Raw genomic sequence first — 23,429 nt, forward strand, 5'->3', positions numbered from 1 at the left:
GCGTCTCCACGCCCGCTTCAATCCAACCGTATCCGGGCGCCGCACGCGGCGCCCGGAGGGGAAGACTCATGGATTTCACGACGTTCCTGATACAGATTCTGAACTCGCTGCAGTACGGCTTGCTGCTGTTCCTGGTGGCCAGCGGACTGACCCTGGTGTTCGGCATCATGGGCATCATCAACCTGGCGCATGGCAGCTTCTACATGATCGGCGCCTATCTCGCCTTCGCGCTGACGAGCATGACCGGCAACCTGATGCTCGCCATCGCGCTCGGCATTCCGCTGGCCTTCGCCTTTGGCGCCTTGCTCGAATGGCTGCTGTTCGCCCATCTCTACAAGCGCGACCACCTCGAACAGGTGCTGCTGACCTACGGCCTCATTCTCATCTTTGAAGAGTTGCGAAGTCTCACCATGGGCGACGATGTCCACGGCGTGGACATTCCGGCCCTGTTCTCGGCCTCCATCCCCCTGTCCGACACGCTGTCGTACCCGGTGTATCGCATCCTGATCTCGGTGGTCTGCCTCGCCCTTGCAGGCGGTCTGTGGTGGCTGATGCAGCGCACCCGGCTGGGCATGATGATCCGCGCCGGCAGTCACGACCGCGACATGGTGCAGTCGCTCGGCATCGACATCAACATGCTGTACCGCACCGTGTTCGCGCTCGGCGTGGCGCTGGCCGCGCTCGCCGGCATGCTGGCCGCGCCGATTTCGTCGGTGTATCCGGGCATGGGCGGCAGCGTGCTGATCATCTCCTTCGTCATCGTCGTCATCGGTGGCATCGGGTCGGTGTGGGGGGCCTTGCTGGCCGCGCTGCTGATCGGCTTTGCCGACACCTTCGGCAAGGTGCTGCTGCCCGACCTGGCGGGGCTGGTGGTGTATCTCGTCATGGCGGTGGTGCTGCTGTGGCGCCCGGAAGGCATCTTCAGGAAGGGATAGGACACAATGAACCCGACAACCCAATCCCGCATCGCCCTGGTGTTCAAGCTGGCTGTGCTCGCCGCTGTGATCGCCTTTCCGGCATTCGGATCGTCCTTCTATACGGAAATGGTGGCCAAGGTGCTGGTGCTCGCCATCTTCGCCATGAGCCTCGACCTGCTGGTCGGCTTCACCGGCCTGGTCAGCCTCGGGCACGCCGCCTACTTCGGCATTGCCGCCTATGCCGTCGCGCTGGCCACACCCAAGTACGATCCCGCCAACCTGTGGTTCGTGTTCCCGGTCGCCGTGCTGGCGGCGGCGCTCGCGGCCCTCGTCATCGGCATTTTCGTGCTGCGCACCAAGGGCATCTACTTCATCATGGTCACGCTCGCCTTCGCCCAGATGGCGTACTACATCTTTCACGACACTCCGCTCGGCGGCGGCTCCGACGGCATCTACGTCAACTTCAAGCCTGACGCCGCCATCGCCGGATGGACCCCCTTCGACCTCAACGAACCGCTGCACCTGTATTACTTCGTGGTGCTCGCACTGGTGGCCGTGTTCGTCTTCCTCACCCTGGTGCTGCGCTCGCCATTCGGCCGGGTGCTGGTGGGTATCCGCAGCAACGAACATCGCATGCAGTCGCTCGGCTACGCGACCTTCGGCTACAAGCTGGCCGCGTTTACGCTGGCCGGGGCACTGGCGGGCGTGGCAGGCTTTCTCTACGCCGTGCTGTTCGGTTTCGTGACCCCGGAATACCTGTCGTGGCACCAGTCGGGCAACGTGCTGATGATGGTTATCCTCGGCGGCATGGGCAATCTCGGCGGGGCGGTACTCGGCGCCTTCGCCTTCATCGGTCTGCAGGAGCTGTTCTCCGGCTGGACCAAGCACTGGCAGTTGCTGATGGGCGGCGTCATCGTTGCCGCCGTGCTGTTCATGCCGGGCGGACTGTCGGCGCTGCCGAAGCGGATCCTGAAACTTGTCAACGGAGAGCGCGGCAATGGCTGAAGCAGACAACAGCATCCAGGTGGCCGCGCCGGCACCGGTGACGGGCGAGGCAATGCTGGTCGCCGACAAGCTCACCCGCCGCTTCGGCGGCCTGGCGGCGAACCAGGGTGTATGCCTGACCCTCGAGCGGGGCAAGCTGCACGCCTTGCTCGGCCCCAATGGCGCCGGCAAGTCGACCTGTATCAACATGCTGTCGGGCGACCTGCCGCCCTCCGAAGGCCGCATCCTGCTCGGCGGCAAGGACATCACGCGCCTGGGCGCGGCGCAGCGTTCGCGCATCGGCATCGGTCGCAGCTACCAGCGCACCAACATCTTTCCGCAATTCAGCGTGCTCGAGAACTGCCGGCTGGCCGCGCAGTCGCGCAACCCGCGGCCGTGGAAGCTCTTCACCGATGCCTTGCGCCTGCGCGACACGCTGGAGCGCGCACGTGCGGCCATCGTCGAAGCCGGGCTGGCAGGGCGCGAGGAGCGCATTGCCGGCACCATGTCGCATGGCGAACAGCGTCAGCTCGAGATTGCGATGGTGCTCGCCACCGATGCGCGCGTGCTGCTGCTGGACGAGCCGCTTGCCGGCATGGGTTCGGAAGAGTCGGCGCAGATGGTGGAACTGCTCAAGGGGCTCAAGGAGAACCGCGCGATCCTGCTCGTCGAGCACGACATGGACGCCGTGTTCGCCGTGGCCGACACCATCACCGTGATGGTCAACGGCGTAGTGCTCGAATCCGGGCCACCCGAGCAGATTCGCAACAGCGCGGACGTACAGACCGCCTATCTTGGAGACGGCCATGTCTAATGTGCTGCTCGAAGCCCGCGAGCTTCATACCTACTATGGTTCCAGCCATATCCTGCACGGGGTCGATTTCCGCATCCATAAGGGTGAGACCCTCGGCCTGATGGGGCGCAACGGCATGGGCAAGACCACGCTGATCCGCTCCATGCTGGGCCTGGTCAAGCCGCGCCACGGTACCGTGAGCGTGCGCGGCGATCTGATGACGGGCGGTCCAACGCACAAAATCGCACGCCAGGGCATTGCCTACGTGCCGGAAGGCCGGGGCATCTTCCCCAACCTGTCGGTACGCGAGAACCTGCTGATGGCCGCGCGAGCGGGTGTGGACGGCCAGTGCGACTGGACCTTCGACCGCGTCATGCACACCTTTCCCCGCCTGGGCGAGCGCATCAACAATGGCGGCGGGCAACTTTCGGGGGGGGAGCAGCAGATGCTCACCATCGGCCGCGCGCTGATGACCAACCCCGACCTGCTGATTCTCGACGAGGCCACCGAAGGCCTGGCGCCGCTGATCGTGCGCGAGATCTGGCGCGTCATCCGCGAGATCCGCGACAGCGGCATCGCCACCGTCATCGTGGACAAGAACCATGCCGCGGTGACCTCCATCACCGATCGCTCGATGATCGTGGTCAAGGGCCAGGTGGTGTTCGATGGTGCCAGTGAAGAGGTGCGCAATAATCCCGAGCTCATTCAGAAGCATCTGGGAGTGTGAAGTGAAAACCGTCCGCATCGGAGAATGCCGCCTCGAGTACGTTCGCCTGCCGTCCAGTCATCCGCGCGAAGCTGCGCCCGCCATCGTCTTCCTGCACGAAGGGTTGGGCTCGGTGTCGATGTGGCGCGACTTTCCGCAGAAGGTGGCCGACGCCACCGGCTGCGAGGCCGTGGTGTACTCGCGTGCTGGCTACGGGCGCTCCGGCCCGGCGAAGCTGCCGCGCGCCGTCGACTACATGCACGATGAAGGCCTCGCCGTCCTGCCCGCGTTGCTGGCCGAACTCGGCCTCGAGCGGCCCATCCTGTTCGGTCACTCCGACGGCGCCTCGATCGCGCTGCTGTGCGCTGGCGGCACCGAGACGCCGCTGACCGGCGTGATCGCGATGGCCCCGCATGTGCTGGTCGAGGACATCTCGGTCAGCAGCATCGCCCAGGCCAAAGTCGCCTACACCACGACCGATCTGCCCGCACGCCTGGGCAAGTATCACGACAATGTGGATGCGGTGTTCTGGGGCTGGAACGACATCTGGCTGCATCCGGAATTCCGTGCCTGGAACATCGAGGCCTACCTGCCCCGAATCCAGTGCCCGGTGATGGCGATCCAGGGCGAGGACGACGAGTACGGCACCATGGACCAGATCGAACGCATTGCCCGTGGGGCGGCGGATGTCGAACTGGTCAAGCTCGCCGACTGCCGCCACTCGCCGCACAAGGACCAGCCGCAGGCCGTGATCGAGGCGGTGACGGCCTTTATCGAACGCGTGGGCGGAGACTGACGTGATCTACGAACGCAACAAGCGCATCCGCTTTTCGCATTGCGACCCGGCCGGCATCGTGTTCTACCCACGCTACGTCGAGCTCTTCAACGAGGTTGTCGAAGACTGGTTTGCCGACGGGCTCGGGGTGGATTTTCATACCCTGCACGAGGAGATGCGCCTGGGCATCCCCATGGTCAAGCTCGATGTCGAGTACCTGGCGCCCTCGCGCTACGGCGACCAGCTTACTTTCCGCCTGCAGGTCATGGCCATCGGCAACGCCTCGCTGCAGCTCGAGATCGGTGCCTGGGCCGGCGAGCAACTGCGCGTGCGCGGTCACCTGAAGGTGGTGTTGGCGTCGATGGAAAACCTCAAGCCGGAGCCGATCAGTGCCGATTTCTGGCGGCCGAAGTTCGCCGCCTATCTTGCAGACGCAGCAACAATGGAATGAAGACATGATGGACTACACCCGCTACACCAGCCTGCAGCTCGTGCGCCACGACCGCGGCATCGTCGAGCTCGTCATGGGCCGCGACGGCAAGCTACCGGCGGCAGACCATGCCGGGCATGGCGAGCTGGCCGACATCTGGCGCGATCTCGATCGCGACCCCGAGGTCGCCGTGATCATCGTGCGCGGGCAGGCCAAGGGCTTTTCCGCCGGCGGCACGCTGGAACTGGTGGGCGACATGGTCGAGCACTTCGAACACCGGGCCCGGGTGTGGAAGGAGGCGCGCGACATCGTCTACAACATGATCAACTGTTCCAAGATCATCATCTCCGCGATCAATGGTCCGGCGGTCGGCGGCGGGCTGGCAGTGGCGCTGATGGCCGACATCTCGATCGCGGCAAAGAATGCTCGCCTGATCGACGGCCACACCCGTCTCGGCGTTGCCGCCGGTGACCACGCGGCGATGATCTGGCCGCTGCTATGCGGCATGGCCAAGGCCAAGCTGCACCTGCTGCTGTCGGACGAGATCAGCGGAGAGGAGGCCGAACGCATCGGCCTGGTGTCGATGGCGGTCGAGGCCGACGCCTTGATGGACACCGCGATGGAGGTGGCGGGCAAACTCGCCGCCGGGCCGCAGACCGCGCTGCGCTGGACCAAGCACAGCCTCAACAACTGGCTGCGCCAGGCCGGGCCGATCTTCGACAACTCGGTGGCGCTGGAGATGCTCGGCTTCACCGGCCCCGAAGTCCGCGAGGGACTGGCCGCCGTGCGCGAACGCCGCCCCGCCGAGTTCCCGCAGGGCGCGCCGATCTGATCGCGTCCGCAGCACAACATATTCCGGAGTCCGCCATGCGCGCCCTGATCTGTAACGAATTTGCCCCGCTCGAAGCGCTCCGTGTCGGCGACTTGCCCGAACCGCGGCCCGCCGCCGGCGAGGTCACGATCCGCGTGTGCGCGGCCGGCATCAACTTCTACGACACCCTGATCGTGCAGGGCAAATATCAAGTCAAACCCCCGTTCCCGTTCTCGCCCGGCGGCGAAGTGGCGGGAGAGGTTGTGGCGGTGGGCGAGGGCGTCAGTCACGTCCGCCCCGGCGACCGCGTATGCGCCTTCACTTCCTATGGCGGCTATGCCCAGGTGTGTCGCACCAAGGCCAGTCAGACCTGGCCTTTGCCCGAAGCGGTGCCTTTCGACGCCGCCGCGGCCGGCCTGGTGACCTATGGCACCGCCTGGTTCGGCCTGCATGACCGCGCCCGCATGAAGGCTGGCGAAACCGTGCTTGTGCTCGGGGCAGCCGGCGGCGTCGGCCTGGCGGCCGTGCAGATCGCCAAGGCCGCCGGCGCGCGCGTGATCGCCGCAGCCGGCAGTGCCGAACGTCTCGCCCTGTGCCGCGAACACGGCGCGGACGATCTGATCGACTACACCACGACCGATCTGAAGGATGCGGTGAAGGCGGCCACCGGCGGCAACGGTGCCGACATCGTCGTCGACGTCGTCGGTGGCGCCTATACCGAGGCTGCACTGCGCGCCACGGCGTGGCGCGGGCGCATCCTTATCATCGGCTTCGCCGCCGGCGAGATTCCGCGCATTCCGGCCAACCTGCTGCTGCTCAAGGGCTGCGACATGGGCGGCGTGTTCTGGGACGAGCTGATGCGGCGCGAACCCGCCGAGGCCGCACGCCAGGTGGCCGCCGTGCTCGCCTGTTTTGCCGACGGCAGCCTCAAACCCCCAATCACCCGTGCCTGCACCCTCGACGGTGCCGTCGCCGCGATGCAGGCGCTGGCCGCACGGCAGGTGGCGGGCAAGTTGATCGTACTGCCGCAAGACTGAATCACAACACACAACACACAACACCGACAAATCAAGGGCACCCCCGCCCCAGCAACGGAGAATCATCATGGCTCAATATCAATGCAGCGCCTGCTACTTTCCCTACGACGAAACACTCGGCCTGCCCGACGAAGGCATTGCGCCGGGCACGCTGTGGGCCGACGTGCCGGAAGATTTCGTCTGTCCCGACTGCGGCACGCCGAAGTCGAACTGGATGCAATACCAGCCGGAATGAGTCGGCAGGGCGGCGATTCCCGGGTTGGGTGATGGGTTTCAACAGTGGCCCAAACCCATCCCCATCCTGTCCTGAGGGCCGGCTTTGCACAGCCGCCCCGCTCTGGCGGCGCGAAGCGATGCTTCACGAAACCCCGCCGCCTGAACGACAGCGCGTCTTCGCGCTGGCTACCGGGTTGGGGTGAGGATGGGTATCGTTGGCGGCACTTGAAACCCATCCCCATCCTGTCCTTCCCCTTGAAGGGGAAGGGACCTGCTAATGAGGTTCCGATGGGCAGATTTTGCTCCCTTGCCTTCAAGGGGGTGAAGGCGGGGTTTCGGCGAGCATCGCTCGCTGCCGGCGTAGCGAAGCGGAAGCTCCCGGACGTGACGGAAAGCGCCCTCCCCTTCAAGGGGAGGGCTGGGGTGGGGATGGGTTTCGAGGGCTTGCCACAAAACCCATCCCCATCCTGTCCGGAGGGCCGGCTTTGCACAGCCGCCCCGCTCTGGCGGCGCGAAGCGATGCTTCACGAAACCCCGCTGCCGCCCCCTTGAAGGGGAAGGTACCTGCTACTGAGGTTCGGGGCCCCCGTCTGCCCTACTCCTTGAAGGAGGAGGCGCGCCGTTTCGTACCTCGAACATACCAAGGCAAGGGGCCTGCCAATAGAAGAAGTGTAGTTCGGATGGATTCACCCTCATGTTGGAAAGGCGCGACGTCATCCACTCATCGCCCATTCAATTCGATCAACAAACACAAGGATGTTGCACATGGCTGCTCTGGCCACTTCCACAAAGGTTGCAGTGATTGGCGCCGGTGCCATGGGCAGCGGCATTGCCCATGTTGCCGCGCGCGCCGGACACACGGTCTATCTGTACGACATGAATGCCGACGCCGTGGCACGAGGCAAGGCCGGGATCGAAAAGGACCTGCGTTTCCTTGTCGGCAAGGGCAAGCTTGCCGAGGCCGAGTGCGCAGCCACGCTGGCGCGGGTCGTGTCGAGCAGCCGGATCGAGGATCTGGCCGACGCCGGCCTGCTGATCGAGGCCATCGTCGAGAACCTGGAGATCAAGCAGAAGCTCTTCCGTCAGCTCGAGGACATGGTCGGCGCCGAGGCTATTCTCGCGACCAATACCTCGTCGCTGTCGATTACCGCGATGGGGGCGGCGCTCACGCGTCCGGCCCGGCTCGCCGGCCTGCATTTCTTCAATCCGGCGCCGCGCATGGCGCTGGTCGAGATCGTCTCCGGCCTCCCCACCGATGCAGAAGTGGCCACCACGCTCTATGACACCGCCAGGGCCTGGGGCAAGGTGCCGGTGCGGGCGACCTCCACCCCGGGCTTCATCGTCAACCGGGTGGCACGGCCGTACTATGCCGAAGGCTTGCGTGTGCTCGCCGAGCGCGCGGCGACACCGGCCACGGTGGATGCGATCCTGCGTGAGGCCTGCAACTTCCCGATGGGGCCATTCGAACTGATGGACCTGATCGGCCACGATGTGAACTACGCGGTGACCCGCTCCGTGTTCGATGCCTATTTCGGTGACAAGCGGTTTACGCCCAGTCTGATCCAGCAGGAACTGGTGCTGGCGGGGCGGCTCGGGCGCAAGTCTGGGCAGGGCTTCTACGACTATCGTGACGGGGCCGTAAAGCCCGTCGCTACAACGGAATCGCCCGCCGTCGCGGTTCGCGCCGTGACCGCTATCGGGCACCTGGGCGTGGCCGAAGCGCTGCTTGCCCGCTTCGAGGCCGCAGGCATCGAGGTCAGGCGCGAGGCCGGCGAGGGGAGCGGATGTCTCCGCATCGGTGCGGCTCGACTCGCACTGTCCGACGGGCGCACAGCAACCCGCCGCGCGGCCGAAGAGGTCACGCCCGACCTGGTCCTGTTCGACCTCGCGCGCGACTACGCGTTGACACCGCGGCTGGCACTCTCGCGCGCGGATCAGTGCGGCGAGCAGGCATGGTGCGACGCGGTCGGCACCTTGCAGGCGACCGGCATCGCGGTGAGCCGCGTCGATGATATTCCCGGGCTGCTAGCCTTGCGCACCGTTTGCATGCTGGCAAACGAGGCTGCCGACGGCGTCGTGCAGGGCATTGCCTCTGCCGCCGACATCGACACCGCCATGCGCTACGGCACCAACTATCCGGAAGGGCCACTGGCATGGGCTGGTCGCATGGGGGCAAGTTTCGTGACCCGCGTACTCTTAAACTTGCGCGAACACTATGGTGAGGAACGCTATCGGGTGTCGCCCTTGCTGCTACGCTGCGCCCAAGGCGGCAGTGATTTACTGAGTGCGGAGGGCCAGAGCCCGGCGATCTGAGCGGACGCCGGGAGAGGGGGACGGTCCATTCCGCGAGTGTCTCGCGCCGGCGTGTGGAGCGACTATTCTCAAGTGAGCAATAATCCCGTATTGTTGCTCCATGAGAAATTTAGATTCCTTAAATTAACTTTAATCGCGCCCTCGACAGACCGGGCGCGCCAGTCATTCCGAAGGGAAAACATCGATGCTCGTCAAAGCCGGCTCGCGTCGCGGCCCCAATCGTCCGCCTCTTCCTGAATCCGCCCGCGCGGCGGCACAGGCAGCGCTTGCCGGCGAGACGCCGCGCCGCGACCGCCTGATCGAATATCTGCACCGCCTGCAGGACGCCCACGGTGCGCTGTTCGCCGATCACCTCGCCGCACTGGCAGAGGCGATGAAGCTGGCGCAGGCCGAGGTGTATGAAGTCGCGACCTTCTATCACCACTTCGATGTCGTGGCCGACGGCGAGGCCGCGCCGCCCCTGCTCACCGTGCGCGTATGCGATTCCCTCACTTGCGCCATGCACGGCGGTGTCGAACTGGCCACGGGGCTCCAGGGCCGGCTCGGGGCCGATGTCCGCGTGCAGCGCGTGCCCTGCGTCGGGCGTTGCGACTGCGCGCCGGTGGCCGTAGTGGGGCAGAACCCGGTGGTGCAGGCCAACGCCGACAAGGTTGCGGCGGCGGTGGATGCGAATGACCGCGTCGAGCCCGCGCCCGACATCATCGATTTCGAAGCTTACCGGGCCGCGGGTGGCTATCGGCTGTACGAGTCGGTCTGCAGTGGCGAGCATGGAGCCGAAGAGATCCTCGCCGTACTCGACACCGCCATCCTGCGTGGACTGGGCGGTGCGGGTTTTCCAGCTGCGCGCAAGTGGCGCACGGTGATGGCGCAGCCGGCGCCGCGCAACATGGCGGTCAACATCGACGAGGGCGAACCCGGCACCTTCAAGGACCGCCACTACCTCGGCCGCGACCCGCACCGTTTCATCGAAGGCATGCTGATTGCCGCGCGTGTGGTCGGCATCGCCGCGATCTGGATCTACATCCGCGACGAGTACCCGGCCCTGCGTCAGATGCTCAATGCCGAACTCGACAAGGTGCGCGCAGCCTGGCCCGAACTGCCGCCGATCGAGGTGCGCCGCGGCGCCGGCGCCTACATTTGCGGCGAAGAGTCGGCGATGATCGAATCCATCGAAGGCAAGCGCGGCATGCCACGCCTGCGTCCGCCCTATGTCGCGGAGGTTGGCCTGTTTGGGCGGCCCACGCTGGTGCACAACCCGGAAACCCTGTGGTGGGTGCGCGACATCGTCGACACCAGCCTGGTGCAGGGCTATGACTGGCTGGAAAAGCGTGGTCGCAACGGTCGCCAGGGCCTGCGCAGCTTCTCGGTCAGCGGGCGGGTGGCCAAGCCCGGGGTGATCGTTACCGATGCCGGCATCACCGTGCGCCAGCTCATCGACGAACACTGCGGCGGCATGTTGCAGGGGCACGAACTCTATGGCTACTTTCCCGGCGGTGCCTCGGGCGGCATGCTGCCGGCGAGCCTGGCCGACGTACCGCTCGACTTCGACACCCTCGCGCCCTACGGCTGCTTCATCGGCTCGGCCGCCATCGTCGTGTTCTCCCAGCACGACAAGGCACGCGTGCTGGCCGAGAACGCGATGCACTTTTTCGCTCATGAATCCTGTGGTCAATGCACGCCCTGCCGCGTCGGCACGGCCAAGGCTGCCGGCCTGATGGCGGCACCCGAATGGAATGCGCCGCTGCTCGACGAACTCGGCAGTGCGATGATGGACGCCTCGATCTGCGGCCTCGGCCAGGCCGCGCCCAACCCGGTGCGCTCGGTGCTGCGCTACTTCCCGCACGAGGTCGGCGCCACGCCATCTGATTTTCGCGCGGAGGAGGGCGCAGCATGACGACCCTCACCACCGACACCATCGCCTTCGAACTCGACGGCAAGACCATCGACGCCGAGCCGGGCGAAACCATTCTGCTCGCCGCCCGCCGCGCCGGCGTCGACATCCCGCATCTGTGCTACACGGACGGCCTGCGTGCCGACGGCAACTGCCGCGCCTGCGTGGTCGAGATCGACGGCGAGCGCGTGCTCGCCCCGTCGTGCTGTCGTGCGCCCAAGCCCGGCATGAAGGTCCGGGCCGCAAGCGAGCGCGCCCGCGCCTCGCAGCGCATGGTGCTCGAACTGCTGCGTGCTGATGTCGCACCCGAAAGCGAGAAGACCGACTCCGAGCTCGCCTATTGGTGCGACCAGCTCGGCGTCGGCGCCAGTCGCTTCGCGCCACGCCAGCAGCCTGCGACCGACACCAGCCACCCCGGCATTGCGGTGAACCTCGCCGCCTGCATCCAGTGCAATCGCTGCGTGCGTGCCTGTCGCGAAGAGCAGGTCAATGACGTCATCGGCTACGCCCACCGTGGCGAAGCCTCGAAGATCGTGTTCGATCTCGACGTGAGCATGGGCAGCTCCACCTGTGTCGGCTGTGGCGAATGCGTGCAGGCCTGTCCGACCGGTGCGCTGCTGCCGGCCACGGTCGGCGCCATTGCTGCTGCAACGGAGCGTGTTGCCGAGGTGAAGCCCCCGCGCTTCGTCCCCACGCGCAAGGTCGATTCGCTGTGCCCCTTCTGTGGTGTCGGCTGCCAGCTCACCTATCACGTGGCCGGCGAGGGCGCCGCACAGAAGATCGTCTTCGCCGAAGGCCGCAACGGCCCGGCCAACGCCGGTCGCCTGTGCGTCAAGGGCCGCTACGGTTTCACCTACAGCCGCAACCGCGAGCGCCTCACCGTGCCGCTGATCCGCAAGCCCGGCATCCCCAAGGGGGTGAATCTCGATCCGGCCAACCCGCTCGCCGCCTTCCGCGAAGCCACGTGGGAAGAGGCGCTCGACTTCGCCGCCAGCGGGCTCGCCCGCATCAAGCGCGAGCACGGCCCGCAGGCGCTGGCCGGATTCGGCTCGGCCAAGGGCAGCAACGAGGAGGCCTACCTGTTCCAGAAGCTGGTGCGCACCGGCTTCGGCACGCACAACGTTGACCACTGCACCCGCTTGTGCCACGCCTCATCGGTGGCGGCGCTGCTCGAAGGCATCGGCTCCGGCGCGGTGTCCAACCCGGTGCGCGATGTCGAGTTTGCCGACCTGATGATCGTCATCGGTGCCAACCCGGCGGCCAATCACCCGGTGGCGGCAAGCTTCATCAAGAACGCCAGCGAGCGCGGATCGAAGCTGGTGATGATGGACCCGCGCCAGACCCCGCTCGCGCGACACGCCTGGCGCACGCTGCAGTTCCGCCCCGACGCCGACGTCGCGCTGCTACTGTCGATGGCCTGTGTGATCATCGAAGAAGGACTCACCGATCCGGCCTTCATCGCTGCTCGCACCGAAGGCTTCGATGCCTTCCGCGACGCCGCATTGCAGTACCCGCCAGAGCGCATGGCGCCGATTACCGGCATCGACGCCGACACCGTGCGCGAAGTCGCCCGCGCCTACGCCCGCGGCCCCAACAGCATCATCTTCTGGGGCATGGGGGTGTCGCAGCACACCCACGGCACCGACAATGTGCGCTGCCTGATCGCACTGGCGCTGATGACTGGCCAGATCGGCCGCCCCGGCACCGGACTGCATCCGCTGCGCGGGCAGAACAATGTGCAGGGCGCGTCCGACGCCGGCCTCATCCCGATGATGTTCCCCGACTACCAGCGCGTGGCAGAGCCCGGCGTGCGCGCGCGTTTCGAGGCGCTGTGGGAGACGACGCTGCCCTCCGAGCCCGGCCTGACCGTGGTCGAGATCATGGATGCCGCCGCCGCCGGGCGCATCCGAGGCATGTATATCGAAGGCGAAAACCCGGCGATGTCCGACCCCGACCTCGAGCACGCCCGTGCCGCGCTCGCCGGGCTCGAGCATCTGGTGGTGCAGGACATTTTCCTTACCGAAACCGCGATGCTTGCCGACGTCGTGCTGCCCGCTTCCAGCCTGTACGAGAAGACCGGCAGCTTCACCAACACCGACCGCCTGGTGCAACTGTCGCAGCCGGTACTGCCGCTGCCCGGCCAGGCGCGTCAGGACTGGTGGATCATCCAGCAGATCGCGCAGCGCATGGGGTTGGCCTGGGATTACGCCGGCCCGGCCGGCATCTTCGCCGAGCTCACCCGCGCCATGCCCAGCTATGCCGGCATCACCTGGGCCGCGCTCGAAGGCGAGGGCGCCGTGGTGGCACCTAAAGTAGCGGTGGATGTCCCGTCGCAGCCGGTGCTGTTCCAGTCCGACTTCCCCACCCCGAACGGCCTCGGCCGCTTCGTCCCGGTCACGCCGCTGCCCGCGGCCGAGCTGCCGGATGCCGATTTTCCGCTGGTGCTCATCACCGGGCGCGTACTCGAGCACTGGCACACCGGCAGCATGACCCGCCGCGCCGATGTGCTCGACGCGCTCGATCCGCAGCCGTGGTGCGGCATGCATCCGGATGACATGACGAACGCAGGCCTCGCGCATGGGGACCGGGTGGTGCTCGAAACCCGTCGCGGGCACATCGAACTGGAAGCCCGTGCCGACGAAGGCGTCCAGCCCGGTTCGGTGTTCATGGCCTTCTGCTACGTCGAGGCCGCCGCCAACCTGCTCACCCAGCCCGCCCTCGACCCCTTCGGCAAGATTCCCGAGTTCAAATATTGCGCGTTGCGGGTGAGGCAGGCTTGTATGCACTGAATTAATCAACTTGATTTGTCAATCCACTATTTTCCGAGGAGAGTGTAAAACCAGGTCAAGAGTGTGATTTTTGTCACACATGGCATTGAACAATGGCGACGTCGTGAGGATGGGAATTGAAGCGCCTGCCTTCAGCGGCTATAAAACAGGTATTCATCGGCGTTCGACGCGATCTTAGAAATGCGCTGATGCCGATGCAGAACAACAGGAGGAGCGGAGCGGGTTCTCCCACTGGCACTGCGGCACGGAGATGTCTTCATCTGTGGCCACGGGGCGTCGTTGGCCACGAACTCCCCGATCGCATGGATTTCACCCCGAGGGGGCGTCAGCGCATGCTAGGTCGTAAGGGATTATTGCTTGATCGGACTGGTGAAACAGGTAAGTCGCTCGAAGGGTTGAAGCTGTCTGGCTGGGATTTCCAGGTCACGACGTCGCTTGAGCGCGCGCGCAAGGTGCTTGGCAACGGCGAAACACTGGTCGGCCTGGTGGTGTTCGATGCGGTCGATTCATGGCCGCTGCGCGATCTCGAGTCCATGCTCTCGCGTCATGAGGTCGAATGGATCGCGGTGCTGCCGCGTGCTTTGCTCGATGACCCGACGCTGGCGCCGGTGTTGCGGCGCAATTTCTACGATTTCCATACATTGCCGCTCGATCGCGAGCGAATGCTGATCACGCTCGGGCATGCGCACGGCAAGGCCAGCCTGTGCCCGGGTGTGCCGCGTCACGAAGAGGGTGACGGGCGATTCGGCATGACCGGGCGCAGTGCAAAGATGCTGCACCTGTACCGTCAGATCGAGAAGATTATCACCGTGGATGCACCGGTGCTGATCGGCGGCGAATCCGGCACCGGCAAGGAACTCGTCGCGCGCGCAGTGCATGGGCATTCCGCTCGTTCGCAGGGGCCGTTCATCGAGATGAATTGCGGGGCCATTCCCGCCAACCTGATCCATTCCGAGCTCTTCGGCTATGAGCGCGGTGCCTTCACCGGTGCGCATCAGCGCACCATCGGGCATATCGAGGCCGCCAATGGCGGCGTGCTCTTTCTCGACGAGATCGGCGACCTGCCGCTCGACCTCCAGGCCAGCCTGCTCCGCTTTCTTCAGGAGAAGACCATCGTGCGTGTCGGCGGTACCGAACGCCTGCGCATGAATGTGCGGGTGATTGCCGCGACCCATGTCGATCTCAAGCGGGCGGTGGAGCAGGGGCGGTTCCGCGAGGACCTGTATTACCGCCTCAACGTGCTCCATCTGGTGGTGCCGGCCCTGCGCGAACGCAGGGACGACATCGAATTGCTGGCCCAGATGATCTACGGCAAGAACCAGGATCAGCGCAGTCCGCAGGTGCGGGGCTTCAGTGCCGAGGCCTACCAGGCGATGACGGCCTACGACTGGCCGGGCAATGTGCGCGAGCTGATCAATCGGGTCCAGCACGCCATGATCATGACCGAGAACCGCTTCATCAGTGCCGCCGATCTCGGCTTGCCGGCGGTCGGGGCGCATGAGACCACGCCGACGCTGGACGAGGTCAGGACGACGGTCGAGCGCGAAATGATCGAGTCCAGCCTCAAGCGTTACCAGAACAACGTATCGGCGACCGCACGCCAGCTCGGTGTGTCTCGCGTCACCCTGTATCGCATGATCGACCGTCTGAAGATCGTTTTGTAGCGCTTGGCGGCATCGTGCGCCGGCCAACTCTGGGAGGAGAGTGTATGAAGTTCAAGCCGACACGGATTGTGCAGGCCCTGGGGCAGGGCTTTGCCGGATGCGTCATGCTTGCTGCGCCGGGTCTGGCGATGGCGGCCGATGCCGCCGATCCCGACATGGCGCAGATGCGACAGCAGATCGACGCGCAGAATGCACAGATCGACGTCCTGAAAGCCAACCTTGCCCGACAGGAGGCTGCGCTAGCCGAACTGAAGCGCTCGCTCGGAATCAGCGAGGTCCGCGGCCGTGGCGTCGACGCCCCGGCCGGCGGCAAGGAGCAGCCGGTCGTCGTGGCGCAGCAGGGTAACCCGCAGAAGCCGGTCGGACAGGCGCCGGATCCGGCGCGCGACACCCGGTCGCGCGAGATGGCGACGATTTTCGAGACCCCCGGGGTGCTCACCGCGCCCGGCAAGTACGTGCTCGAGCCCTCGCTGCAATACGCCTACTCGTCGAGCAACCGCATCGCGCTGGTCGGCTATACCGTCATCCCCGCCATCCTCATCGGCCTGATCGACGTGCGCGAGGTCAAGCGCAACACCTTTACCGCCGCGCTGACGGTGCGCCGCGGGATTACCAACCGCTTCGAACTCGAGGCGAAAGTCCCCTGGGTCTATCGCAGCGACACCAGCATCAGCCGCGAGATCGCCGAAGGCAGCTCGGTCGACAGCGTCTTCGATGCCGATGGCAGCAACCTTGGCGATGTCGAGATCACCGGGCGTTATCAGCTCAATGACGGCGGCGGCGACAGCCCTTACTACATCGCCTCGCTGCGCCTGAAAACCCGCACCGGCAAGGACCCTTTCGAAGTCCGCACCAACTACACCCTGCCCGGCGGGCGAGGCACCGGCCTGCAAAGCGAACTGCCCACCGGCTCCGGCTTCTACACCCTCACGCCGGGCCTGACGGTGTTGATGCCGTCGGACCCGGCGGTCTTCTTCGGCGGTGTCAGCTATCAACATAGCTTCAAACGCGACAACGTGAAGGCCAATACAGATGGTGGTGACGTGCTCATCGGCGAGGTGGCACCGGGCGGGGTGATCGGATTCAACTTCGGCATGGGCCTCGCGCTCAACGACCGCTCCTCTTTCAGCATCGGCTACGACCATCAGTCGGTGGGCAAGGTCAAGATCAACGGCAAGACCGCGGCCGGCTCGGTGACGGTGCAACTGGGCTCGCTGCTGCTGGGCTACTCGCACCGGCTGAACTCGGGCAACACCGTCAATCTCTCGCTCGGCGTCGGTGTCACCAGCGATACGCCGGACCTGCAACTGACCCTGCGCATGCCGATGACGCTATAGGTGCGGAGGGGATGGGTTTGAGGTGTCGCCGACATAACCCTTCCCCATCCTGTCCGGAGGGCCGGCTTTGCACAGCCGCCCCGCTCTGGCGGCGTGAAGCGATGCTTCACGAAACCCCGCCTCCGCCCCCTTAAAGGGGAAGGGACCTGCTAATAGGGTTCTGGCGGCACCGTTTGGCTCCCTCCCCTTCAAGGGGGTGAGAGCGGGGTTTCAGCGAGCATCGCTCGCTGCCGCCCGAACGACAGCGCGTCTCTGCGCTGGCTACCGGGCTGAGGTGGGGATGGGTTTCGAGGACTCGCCGCCGAACCCATCCCCATCCTGTCCTTCCCCTTGAAGGGGAAGGGACCTGCTAATAAGGTTCTGGCGGCACAGTTTGGCCCCTCCCCCTTCAAGGGGGAGGTTGGGAGGGGGATGGGTTTCAGCTGCACTTGAAAGCTTCGAAACCCATCGGCGATGCCCGTCTTCATGCATTCTTCGATGCGCCATTTCCCTCAGCGCACCAGCGACTGGATCATCGTGTCCCGGATGGAGTGGTTCATCTGCACGCCGCGCAGCATCTGGACGCTGTTGACCGAAGCACTGATCGTCGTCACGGCCTGGATCTTCTGGTTGTCCAGGGAGTTTTGGATGACGGTGGCGAGGGCGGCATCGTTGAGCCCGTTGGCGACGAAGGCATTGTTCGGTCCATTCTGAATCACTGCCAGCGTCGTACCGTCCGGCATACCCTTGCCATGGATGTCGCCGAGGTTGGCCAGCGTGACGTTGGTCACGCTGTTGAGTTCGCCGTTGATATAGACCAGACGTTCGATACCGAAGGATACGCGCAGACCGGAGGGGGTTTCGAAACCGCCGCGCAGGCTGTCGAGCGTGCTGTCCGTGACCGGGGGCGCGTCCGCGAGCAGCACGGGCATGCGCCGGAGAACGGACGGTGGCAGTGGATGCTCGGCGGCCGCATCGATTGCGGCAATCTGTGCGGCCTCCCTTGTTTCGATCAACGCCTCCAGGCCGGACGGCGCGCTCGCAACGTCAGCCGCTGCCGGCGTCATGGATGGGGCAATCGTGGCGTAGACCGGGGGGCTGATCGCAACCGGTGCTGCGGTCTTCAGCACTTCCGTGATGCTCAGAATCTTCGCGTCCGCAACGGGGGCCGGCGAATCCTTGCGCGCTGCGAGGGCCGCGGGCGTGTCGCCATAGCTGTCGAGAATTTCACGCGGACTGCGAATCGTGGCTTCGGCGACCTCTGCGAGGACGGCGATGGGTTTGACCACGGCTTCCTCGACGGGGGCCATGCCCTCCTGCGCAACGTCCTTGCGGCCACAGGTCTCGGTGTAGTCCAGCGGCCAGTCGGCCAGTGCCAGCAATTCCGCCGGCAGCACCTCGTGCTTCGAGCAATCGGCCGGATGGAAACCCTGGCGGCTGGCGACGTCGGCTTCGGTGCCCATGACGCTGGACATGCCGTCACCCGCGGTCTCGGACGACACCACCTCGCCATCGACCAATGCCTGTGCAATGTTCGCACCCATCAGCACCGTCACCGTAGTGGTGGTCGTGGCCAGGGCAGCGATCAGGGCGAAGGTGCGTGGGCTCGTCATGGCGCGTGCCTCAATAGTCCCATGCCCCACGGCGGAGCAACTGCACATCCGCCACGTTGTTCTCGAGGCCGCGTGCAATCGGTGCGCGCGGCAGGACGCGCCAGTCGGCCACGTCGTTGAAGCGGGCTACACCCGCCTTGTTCCTCACCACGAGCAGGATGCCGTTGATCCAGATCTTCTCGAACGCCTTGCGTTCCATGGCCCGGGTGCCCATCGCCGGATCGCCGATCAGCACCTTGCCGTAGCGCAAGCCCTTGATCACGACGAAGTGGGCGTAGCCGTTCTCCTGGATCAGGGCGATGGCCGGCACCGACGCCATCACGAGCTGGTCCAGCGATGCCTCGACACCGTCGGTGCGAAAACCCAGATGGTCGAGATAACGCTTCATGTCCAGCATGGAGAAGCCTTCACGGCGGATCTTCGCCTGGTCGCCATGCTCGAACATGACCTCGAACACTTTCGATTCGGTTACCGCATAACCGTAATGGTGGGTCAGCAGCGTCGCCACTGCGGCCGAACCGCAGCTGAAGTCATATTGCTGGCGCATCGTGGACACGAAGCGAGCCTCCCGCAGGCTTACCGTCGGCACCGTCAGGTTCCCGCCCAGGGGCGAGAGCAGCCGGAGCTGGTCGGAGAAGGCCGCCGTGGCGACAAACAGGCATACCATCGCCACGACGATCGTCAAGCCGGAAGGTGACACGATGTGTTTTTGCATCATGCGCCCTTACTGCACCTCTACATTGAGGATGACCGAATTCTGGATCAACACACCGTTGCCGGAGTTCTGGATGAACATCGGCATGCCCGATGCGCCGGCGAGGGCGCCTTCCGACACGATGTTGTAACCCGTTACGACGTTATGTGCCTCCACTTCACTTACGCTTCCAACGGCGATGATTTCGCTCAGATGCTGGTCCGATCCGCCTCGCTGACTGTCAAGCACATTCGCATCAAGGGGCGCACCGCCAAACTCGACGGTGTCCGGGAGGGCCTCTTCTGCATGAACCGAGGCCGGCGTACTGCACGTTGCTGCCAGCGCAATGCCCAGGGCGATCATGGACAGATGGGGTCTCATGGTCAGCCTCCTTATCCTGCTGTGCTGCATGGACACCGGGCGTCATGCGGACCGCCCGGCATCGTCTTCAGGCTTACCTGAGGGTCAGGTTGGCCTGTACGTTGGCACTTTGCTGCACCAGCGATCCGATCCCGCTGTTCTGGGAGTTGAGGATGATGCCGGCACCATTGGTGAAGCTGCCGCTGATGGCGTTGGACATGTCGAAGTGTCCCGCATCCACGGTCACCGTACCGCCAGCACCGCCCATGCCGCCGCTGCCACCCTGGCCGGAGCCACCGGTCGCCGCACCGGCCGTCACCGTGCCGCCAGCGCCGCCTGCACCGCCTTGGCCGCCCTGGCCGGAGCCGCCTGCGCCGCCCGATCCGCCGGTCGCTGCGCCACCGCTTGCGCTGCCGCTCGTCGCCGCGCCACCCACACCGCCTTCGCCTGCCGTGTTGGAGGCCATGCCGCCGGCACCGCCGCTGGACGAGCTGTTACCCGATGTCGCCGAAGCGCTCGAGGTTGCTGCGCCACCGGTCGAGGTGTTGGTGCCACCGGTTGCCGAGCCCGCGCCCGCTGTCGCCGTTGCACCGCCCGAGGTCGCTGCGCCACTGGTGCCGGTGCCGGCGCCGGAGCTGGCGGTCGAGGTCGCCGAGCTGGGGCCGTTACTTGCGGTCGATGCACCCGAGGTGCCACCGGCCGAGGATGCCGCACCGCCGGTGCCGCCTGCGCCGCTGTTCGCATTGGCGGTGTTCGTCACAGTAGCCGGGTCATCGCCCCTGCCGCGCGTACGCGCCGTGCCGTCGGCCGCTTTCGCCCATGCATTGCCGGAGTCGGCAGAGCCGCCATCCGCACCGCTGCCACCTGCCTTGCTGCCCGCCCAGGCGTCGCCATTGCTGGCCTTGCCGTAGGCCTTGGCATCGCCCGAGGTGCCATAGGCGTCGCCCGAGGTCGCGTAATCCGAAGATGTGGCGCTGCCGCCCTTGGCCATCGACCCGCCAGCCTTGCCCATGGCATTGCCGCCGGTTGCGCCGTCGGATGCGCTAGCGCTACCCGAGGACGAAGTCGCATCGCCGCCACTGCCCGCCCTTGCGTTCCTGGCGTTGCCGCCATCGCCGGCGGTGCCGCCCTTCACATAACCGCTGTCGGCATTGCCACCGGTCGCACTGCCGCCGGATGAGCCGTCGCCGCCGTTGCCGCCGTAGGCCTTGCCACCATCGGCACCATTGGCGCCATAGGCCTTGCCGCCGTAGGCGCTGCCGCCGTCACCACCGTAAGCCTTGCCGCCGTTACCGCCATTGCCGCTGTTCATGTTGTGGGCGCTGTTACCCAGATCATGCACCTGGATCTTGGTGACCATGCCCTCGAGCTTGGTCATTGCAACGGCCGAGGTCTTGTTGAACGAGTCGGTCATCGTCGACGTTGCGGTACTGCCGTTGAGCGCAGCGGCGTTGCCATAATCCTTGGCCATCGCCATGCCGCTGCTGCTGTGGTCGGAGTTGTCGCTGTTGTCCGAATTGTTGCTGTTGTCGGAGTTATTGCTGTTGTCCGAGTTGTTGCTGGCGTCCGAATACGAACTGCTGTCCCACGTTGCCGTTGAATACTCATTGGCTTGCGGGCCCGTACCGCCCTGTGTCGAGTTGGCAGTTGCGTTCTGCGTTGCCGTATTGGTTGCTTCGTTGAGGTTATTGGTCGGGTTTGCCATTGCCTGCGAGGCAAATCCGAACGCGAGCGCGATGGCACCCGAGAGCAGACTGAGCTTCATGATTTTCCTCCACTGTGGCGAGTGAGGGCAGGGCAAGATGTCCCACCTCGAGGACGACGGTGGCAACTCCCGTGCCATCGGGCTGAAAGCGCCGCAGGAAGGGGCGTTCGGCGTTTGAACGGAATGCAGGTTGCGCGCCTGGCGGCGTGAACTGTCAAGGTTTGTTACAGGTCGGCCGGGGGTGAGCCCCCATCTGCTATGCCGAAGAGGCTACGTCGCCGCGCCAGGACGACGCTATGACGTGCGTTGAATCATCGGAACGCGAGGTGTATCAGATGTGAAACGTCCGGGAAGGCAGCGGCCATCGCGTGCCTTCCCGACCGCTCATCAAACCCGCGTCAGTGGCCAGAACAGCGGAATCAGCACGCTGGCGCTGAGCCACACGACGATGTTCAGCGGGACGCCCAGGCGGGCAAAATCGGTGAAGCGGTAGTTGCCGGCGTTGTACACCAGGGTGTTCGTCTGGTAGCCGATCGGGGTGGCAAAGCTGGCGCTGGCGGCGAACATCACACCCACCACGAAAGGGCGCGGGTCGACGCCGATGTGCTCGGCGATGCCGATCACGATCGGTGTGAACAGCACCGCCACGGCATTGTTGCTGATGAATTCGGTCGCAATCGAGGTGATCAGGACGATCAGCGACAGCATGGCCCACGGCGGCAGATCGCCGCCGATGCTCACCAGACTGCCCGCGAGCAGTTTGTCGAGACCGGAATCACGCATCGCGATACTCATTGCCAGCATGCCGAAGATCAGCACCAGGATGGGCCATTCGATCGATTTATAGGCCTCGTCCGCGCGCAGGCATCCGGTCAGCACTACGATGACCGCGCCGATGATCGCCAGCCCCTCGATCGGCATCACGTCGAAGGCGGCCAGTGCCATCACCCCGACAATGGTCGCCAGCGCGATCGGCGCCTTGGCGTGATTGTTCACCGGTGCCTTGCCATCGGTGATCGCGAACAGGTCACCGTTCTCGCAGAAACGCTTGATCTGGGCCGGGGTGCCCTCCACCAGCAACACGTCGCCGAACTGCAGCTGGAAATCGTCGCCGATGTCGGCAATCGAGGCGTTCTTGCGATGTACCGCGATCAGGTGGATACCGTAGCGCGCGGCAAGGTCGAGATCGCGAATCGGCCGCAACACGTAGCGCGAAGTCTGGCCGACGATCGCCTCCACCATTACCACGCCCCGGCGGCGCAGGGTTTCGAGGTCGTGCGGATCGGTATTCTGGCTCTGCAGACCGATCAGATCGGTGCTGCTGCGCAGATCCATCATCGCGCTGCTGCGGCTATGCACCACCACGCGGTCACCCACCTGCAGTGTGGTGTCGGGCGAGGGGGCCGAAATCTCGTCGTCGCCGCGAAACAGGTTCAGCACCTTGATCACGCCATTGGACAGGCGCGCTTCCTTCAGCGTGCGTCCGGCCAGGCGCGAGCCCTCGGGCACGAACAGTTCGGTCATGAACAGGCGGTCGCCGCTGCCGGTGAATTGCTGGGTCAGGGTCTCGCGCACCGGCAGCAGACGGGGGGCGAACCACAACATCAACGCGCAGCCGAGCAGGGCCAGCACGATCGCCGCCGGGCTGATCTCGAACATGCGGAACGGCGTCAGGCCATGGCTGCGGGCCACGCCGTCGACGAGGATGTTGGTCGAGGTGCCGACCATGGTGATCATGCCGCCCAGAATGGTGGCGTACGACAGCGGAATCAGCAGGCGTGACGGCGCCACGCTGTAACGGCCGGCCATCGCGATCACCGCCGGAATCATCACCATGACCACCGGGGTGTTGTTGATGAAGGGCGACACGAACAGGCCCACCGCGAGCATGGCCAGCAGCAGCCGGCGCTCGCTGTTGCCGGCCATCGTCCCCAGCCACTCGCCCAGGCGGTCCACGCAGCCGGTCTTGCTCAGCGCACCGCTGATGATGAACAGGCAGGCAATCGTGATCGGCGCACTGTTGCTGAACACGCCGAGCACCTGCTTCGGCGAGAGCAGACCGAGCGCCATCAGCAAACCGACCGCACTCATCACCGCTACGTCGGGCTTGATCCATTCGCGCACGAAGCTGGCGAACAGCGCAATCAGCACGAAGCCGACAATCAGGGCGTGGTATGTCTCGGGGACCAGCATGGTGCAGCCTTCAGCGTCACGGAGTTTCGGTAGCGCTAAATTACCGCAGTGCGGAAAGACTTCAAAAGAATAAAAAGTTTAGCTTATAGATGCTCTGGTTCTATTTGAACGACGGCGCGTCGCTGCGCTGCGACCGGGGGGCGGCTCTTTCGCCCTCCCCTTGTATGTTCAAGGAAAGGGCAAGAAGAGAGCTCCTCCCCCTTCAAGGGGGAGGTTGGGAGG

At 65.2% G+C, this 23,429-nt stretch carries 19 protein-coding genes; 14 read left to right on the top strand and 5 right to left on the bottom strand.

The genetic code is table 11. The features are described from left to right. Positions 1-68: 68 nt before the first annotated feature. The 14 genes from J5J83_RS22670 to J5J83_RS22735 all read left to right on the top strand — a co-directional run bounded on the left by J5J83_RS22670 (position 69) and on the right by J5J83_RS22735 (position 16,663). Positions 69-935, top strand: a complete 867-nt coding sequence (locus J5J83_RS22670; protein WP_212352622.1) for a branched-chain amino acid ABC transporter permease — start codon at positions 69-71, stop codon at positions 933-935. A 6-nt stretch (positions 936-941) separates the two neighbouring features. Continuing rightward, positions 942-1,922 carry a branched-chain amino acid ABC transporter permease gene (locus J5J83_RS22675; protein WP_212352624.1) on the top strand — a complete coding sequence of 327 codons (981 nt, stop codon included), beginning with the start codon at positions 942-944 and terminating at the stop codon, positions 1,920-1,922. Further along, a complete protein-coding gene (locus tag J5J83_RS22680) occupies positions 1,915-2,715 on the top strand; it encodes an ABC transporter ATP-binding protein (protein WP_249115824.1) in 801 nt (266 codons plus the stop codon). The genes J5J83_RS22675 and J5J83_RS22680 overlap by 8 nt, the downstream gene beginning before the upstream one ends. Beyond that, positions 2,708-3,421: an ABC transporter ATP-binding protein gene (locus J5J83_RS22685; RefSeq protein ID WP_212352626.1), complete on the top strand. Its 714-nt coding sequence runs from the start codon at positions 2,708-2,710 to the stop codon at positions 3,419-3,421. The genes J5J83_RS22680 and J5J83_RS22685 overlap by 8 nt, the downstream gene beginning before the upstream one ends. Before the next feature lies 1 nt (position 3,422). Further along, positions 3,423-4,196 (top strand): alpha/beta hydrolase, encoded by a 774-nt coding sequence (locus tag J5J83_RS22690; protein WP_212352628.1) that lies wholly within the window; start codon positions 3,423-3,425, stop codon positions 4,194-4,196. Position 4,197: 1 nt separating this feature from the next. Then, positions 4,198-4,626: a thioesterase family protein gene (locus J5J83_RS22695; RefSeq protein WP_212352630.1), complete on the top strand. Its 429-nt coding sequence runs from the start codon at positions 4,198-4,200 to the stop codon at positions 4,624-4,626. Positions 4,627-4,630: 4 nt separating this feature from the next. After that, positions 4,631-5,437, top strand: a complete 807-nt coding sequence (locus J5J83_RS22700; RefSeq protein WP_249115825.1) for an enoyl-CoA hydratase/isomerase family protein — start codon at positions 4,631-4,633, stop codon at positions 5,435-5,437. Between the two features lie 35 nt (positions 5,438-5,472). Next, on the top strand, positions 5,473-6,453 hold the full coding sequence (locus J5J83_RS22705; RefSeq protein ID WP_212352632.1) for an NADPH:quinone oxidoreductase family protein: 981 nt from the start codon (positions 5,473-5,475) through the stop codon (positions 6,451-6,453). Between the two features lie 67 nt (positions 6,454-6,520). After that, positions 6,521-6,688 (top strand): rubredoxin, encoded by a 168-nt coding sequence (locus J5J83_RS22710; RefSeq protein WP_212352634.1) that lies wholly within the window; start codon positions 6,521-6,523, stop codon positions 6,686-6,688. A gap of 746 nt (positions 6,689-7,434) precedes the next feature. Then, complete coding sequence (gene paaH / locus J5J83_RS22715; RefSeq protein WP_212352636.1) at positions 7,435-8,982, top strand: 3-hydroxyacyl-CoA dehydrogenase PaaH; 1,548 nt, start codon at positions 7,435-7,437, stop codon at positions 8,980-8,982. A 184-nt stretch (positions 8,983-9,166) separates the two neighbouring features. Then, positions 9,167-10,876, top strand: a complete 1,710-nt coding sequence (locus J5J83_RS22720) for an NADH-ubiquinone oxidoreductase-F iron-sulfur binding region domain-containing protein (protein ID WP_212352638.1) — start codon at positions 9,167-9,169, stop codon at positions 10,874-10,876. Beyond that, the gene (fdhF, locus tag J5J83_RS22725; protein WP_212352641.1) at positions 10,873-13,662 is read left to right on the top strand and encodes a formate dehydrogenase subunit alpha; all 2,790 of its coding nucleotides are present in this window, start codon (positions 10,873-10,875) and stop codon (positions 13,660-13,662) included. The genes J5J83_RS22720 and fdhF overlap by 4 nt, the downstream gene beginning before the upstream one ends. 332 nt (positions 13,663-13,994) lie before the next feature. After that, positions 13,995-15,326, top strand: a complete 1,332-nt coding sequence (locus tag J5J83_RS22730) for a sigma-54 dependent transcriptional regulator (protein ID WP_212352643.1) — start codon at positions 13,995-13,997, stop codon at positions 15,324-15,326. A gap of 44 nt (positions 15,327-15,370) precedes the next feature. Then, the gene (locus J5J83_RS22735; protein WP_249115826.1) at positions 15,371-16,663 is read left to right on the top strand and encodes an acetate kinase; all 1,293 of its coding nucleotides are present in this window, start codon (positions 15,371-15,373) and stop codon (positions 16,661-16,663) included. Positions 16,664-17,154: 491 nt separating this feature from the next. Here the strand turns inward: J5J83_RS22735 and J5J83_RS22740 are convergent, their stop codons facing one another. The 5 genes from J5J83_RS22740 to J5J83_RS22760 all read right to left on the bottom strand — a co-directional run bounded on the left by J5J83_RS22740 (position 17,155) and on the right by J5J83_RS22760 (position 23,207). Next, positions 17,155-18,255: a hypothetical protein gene (locus J5J83_RS22740; RefSeq protein WP_212352646.1), complete on the bottom strand. Its 1,101-nt coding sequence runs from the start codon at positions 18,253-18,255 to the stop codon at positions 17,155-17,157. A 10-nt stretch (positions 18,256-18,265) separates the two neighbouring features. Further along, positions 18,266-18,973 (bottom strand): C39 family peptidase, encoded by a 708-nt coding sequence (locus tag J5J83_RS22745; RefSeq protein WP_249115827.1) that lies wholly within the window; start codon positions 18,971-18,973, stop codon positions 18,266-18,268. Positions 18,974-18,979: 6 nt separating this feature from the next. Next, positions 18,980-19,330 (bottom strand): hypothetical protein, encoded by a 351-nt coding sequence (locus J5J83_RS22750; RefSeq protein WP_212352655.1) that lies wholly within the window; start codon positions 19,328-19,330, stop codon positions 18,980-18,982. 73 nt (positions 19,331-19,403) lie between these two features. Continuing rightward, positions 19,404-21,074: a hypothetical protein gene (locus J5J83_RS22755; protein ID WP_212352657.1), complete on the bottom strand. Its 1,671-nt coding sequence runs from the start codon at positions 21,072-21,074 to the stop codon at positions 19,404-19,406. 327 nt (positions 21,075-21,401) lie between these two features. Further along, positions 21,402-23,207 (bottom strand): SLC13 family permease, encoded by a 1,806-nt coding sequence (locus tag J5J83_RS22760; protein ID WP_212352659.1) that lies wholly within the window; start codon positions 23,205-23,207, stop codon positions 21,402-21,404. Positions 23,208-23,429: the final 222 nt, after the last annotated feature.

Source organism: Azoarcus sp. L1K30 (genome assembly GCF_018122735.1).
Classification (GTDB): Bacteria; Pseudomonadota; Gammaproteobacteria; order Burkholderiales; family Rhodocyclaceae; genus Parazoarcus.

Coding starts and splice junctions, on each gene's coding strand:
- J5J83_RS22670 (WP_212352622.1), top strand. CDS start 69: ATGGATTTCACGACGTTCCTGATACAGATTCTGAACTCGCTGCAGTAC.
- J5J83_RS22675 (WP_212352624.1), top strand. CDS start 942: ATGAACCCGACAACCCAATCCCGCATCGCCCTGGTGTTCAAGCTGGCT.
- J5J83_RS22680 (WP_249115824.1), top strand. CDS start 1,915: ATGGCTGAAGCAGACAACAGCATCCAGGTGGCCGCGCCGGCACCGGTG.
- J5J83_RS22685 (WP_212352626.1), top strand. CDS start 2,708: ATGTCTAATGTGCTGCTCGAAGCCCGCGAGCTTCATACCTACTATGGT.
- J5J83_RS22700 (WP_249115825.1), top strand. CDS start 4,631: ATGATGGACTACACCCGCTACACCAGCCTGCAGCTCGTGCGCCACGAC.
- J5J83_RS22705 (WP_212352632.1), top strand. CDS start 5,473: ATGCGCGCCCTGATCTGTAACGAATTTGCCCCGCTCGAAGCGCTCCGT.
- J5J83_RS22710 (WP_212352634.1), top strand. CDS start 6,521: ATGGCTCAATATCAATGCAGCGCCTGCTACTTTCCCTACGACGAAACA.
- paaH (WP_212352636.1), top strand. CDS start 7,435: ATGGCTGCTCTGGCCACTTCCACAAAGGTTGCAGTGATTGGCGCCGGT.
- J5J83_RS22720 (WP_212352638.1), top strand. CDS start 9,167: ATGCTCGTCAAAGCCGGCTCGCGTCGCGGCCCCAATCGTCCGCCTCTT.
- fdhF (WP_212352641.1), top strand. CDS start 10,873: ATGACGACCCTCACCACCGACACCATCGCCTTCGAACTCGACGGCAAG.
- J5J83_RS22730 (WP_212352643.1), top strand. CDS start 13,995: ATGCTAGGTCGTAAGGGATTATTGCTTGATCGGACTGGTGAAACAGGT.
- J5J83_RS22735 (WP_249115826.1), top strand. CDS start 15,371: ATGAAGTTCAAGCCGACACGGATTGTGCAGGCCCTGGGGCAGGGCTTT.
- J5J83_RS22740 (WP_212352646.1), bottom strand. CDS start 18,255: ATGACGAGCCCACGCACCTTCGCCCTGATCGCTGCCCTGGCCACGACC.
- J5J83_RS22745 (WP_249115827.1), bottom strand. CDS start 18,973: ATGATGCAAAAACACATCGTGTCACCTTCCGGCTTGACGATCGTCGTG.
- J5J83_RS22750 (WP_212352655.1), bottom strand. CDS start 19,330: ATGAGACCCCATCTGTCCATGATCGCCCTGGGCATTGCGCTGGCAGCA.
- J5J83_RS22755 (WP_212352657.1), bottom strand. CDS start 21,074: ATGAAGCTCAGTCTGCTCTCGGGTGCCATCGCGCTCGCGTTCGGATTT.
- J5J83_RS22760 (WP_212352659.1), bottom strand. CDS start 23,207: ATGCTGGTCCCCGAGACATACCACGCCCTGATTGTCGGCTTCGTGCTG.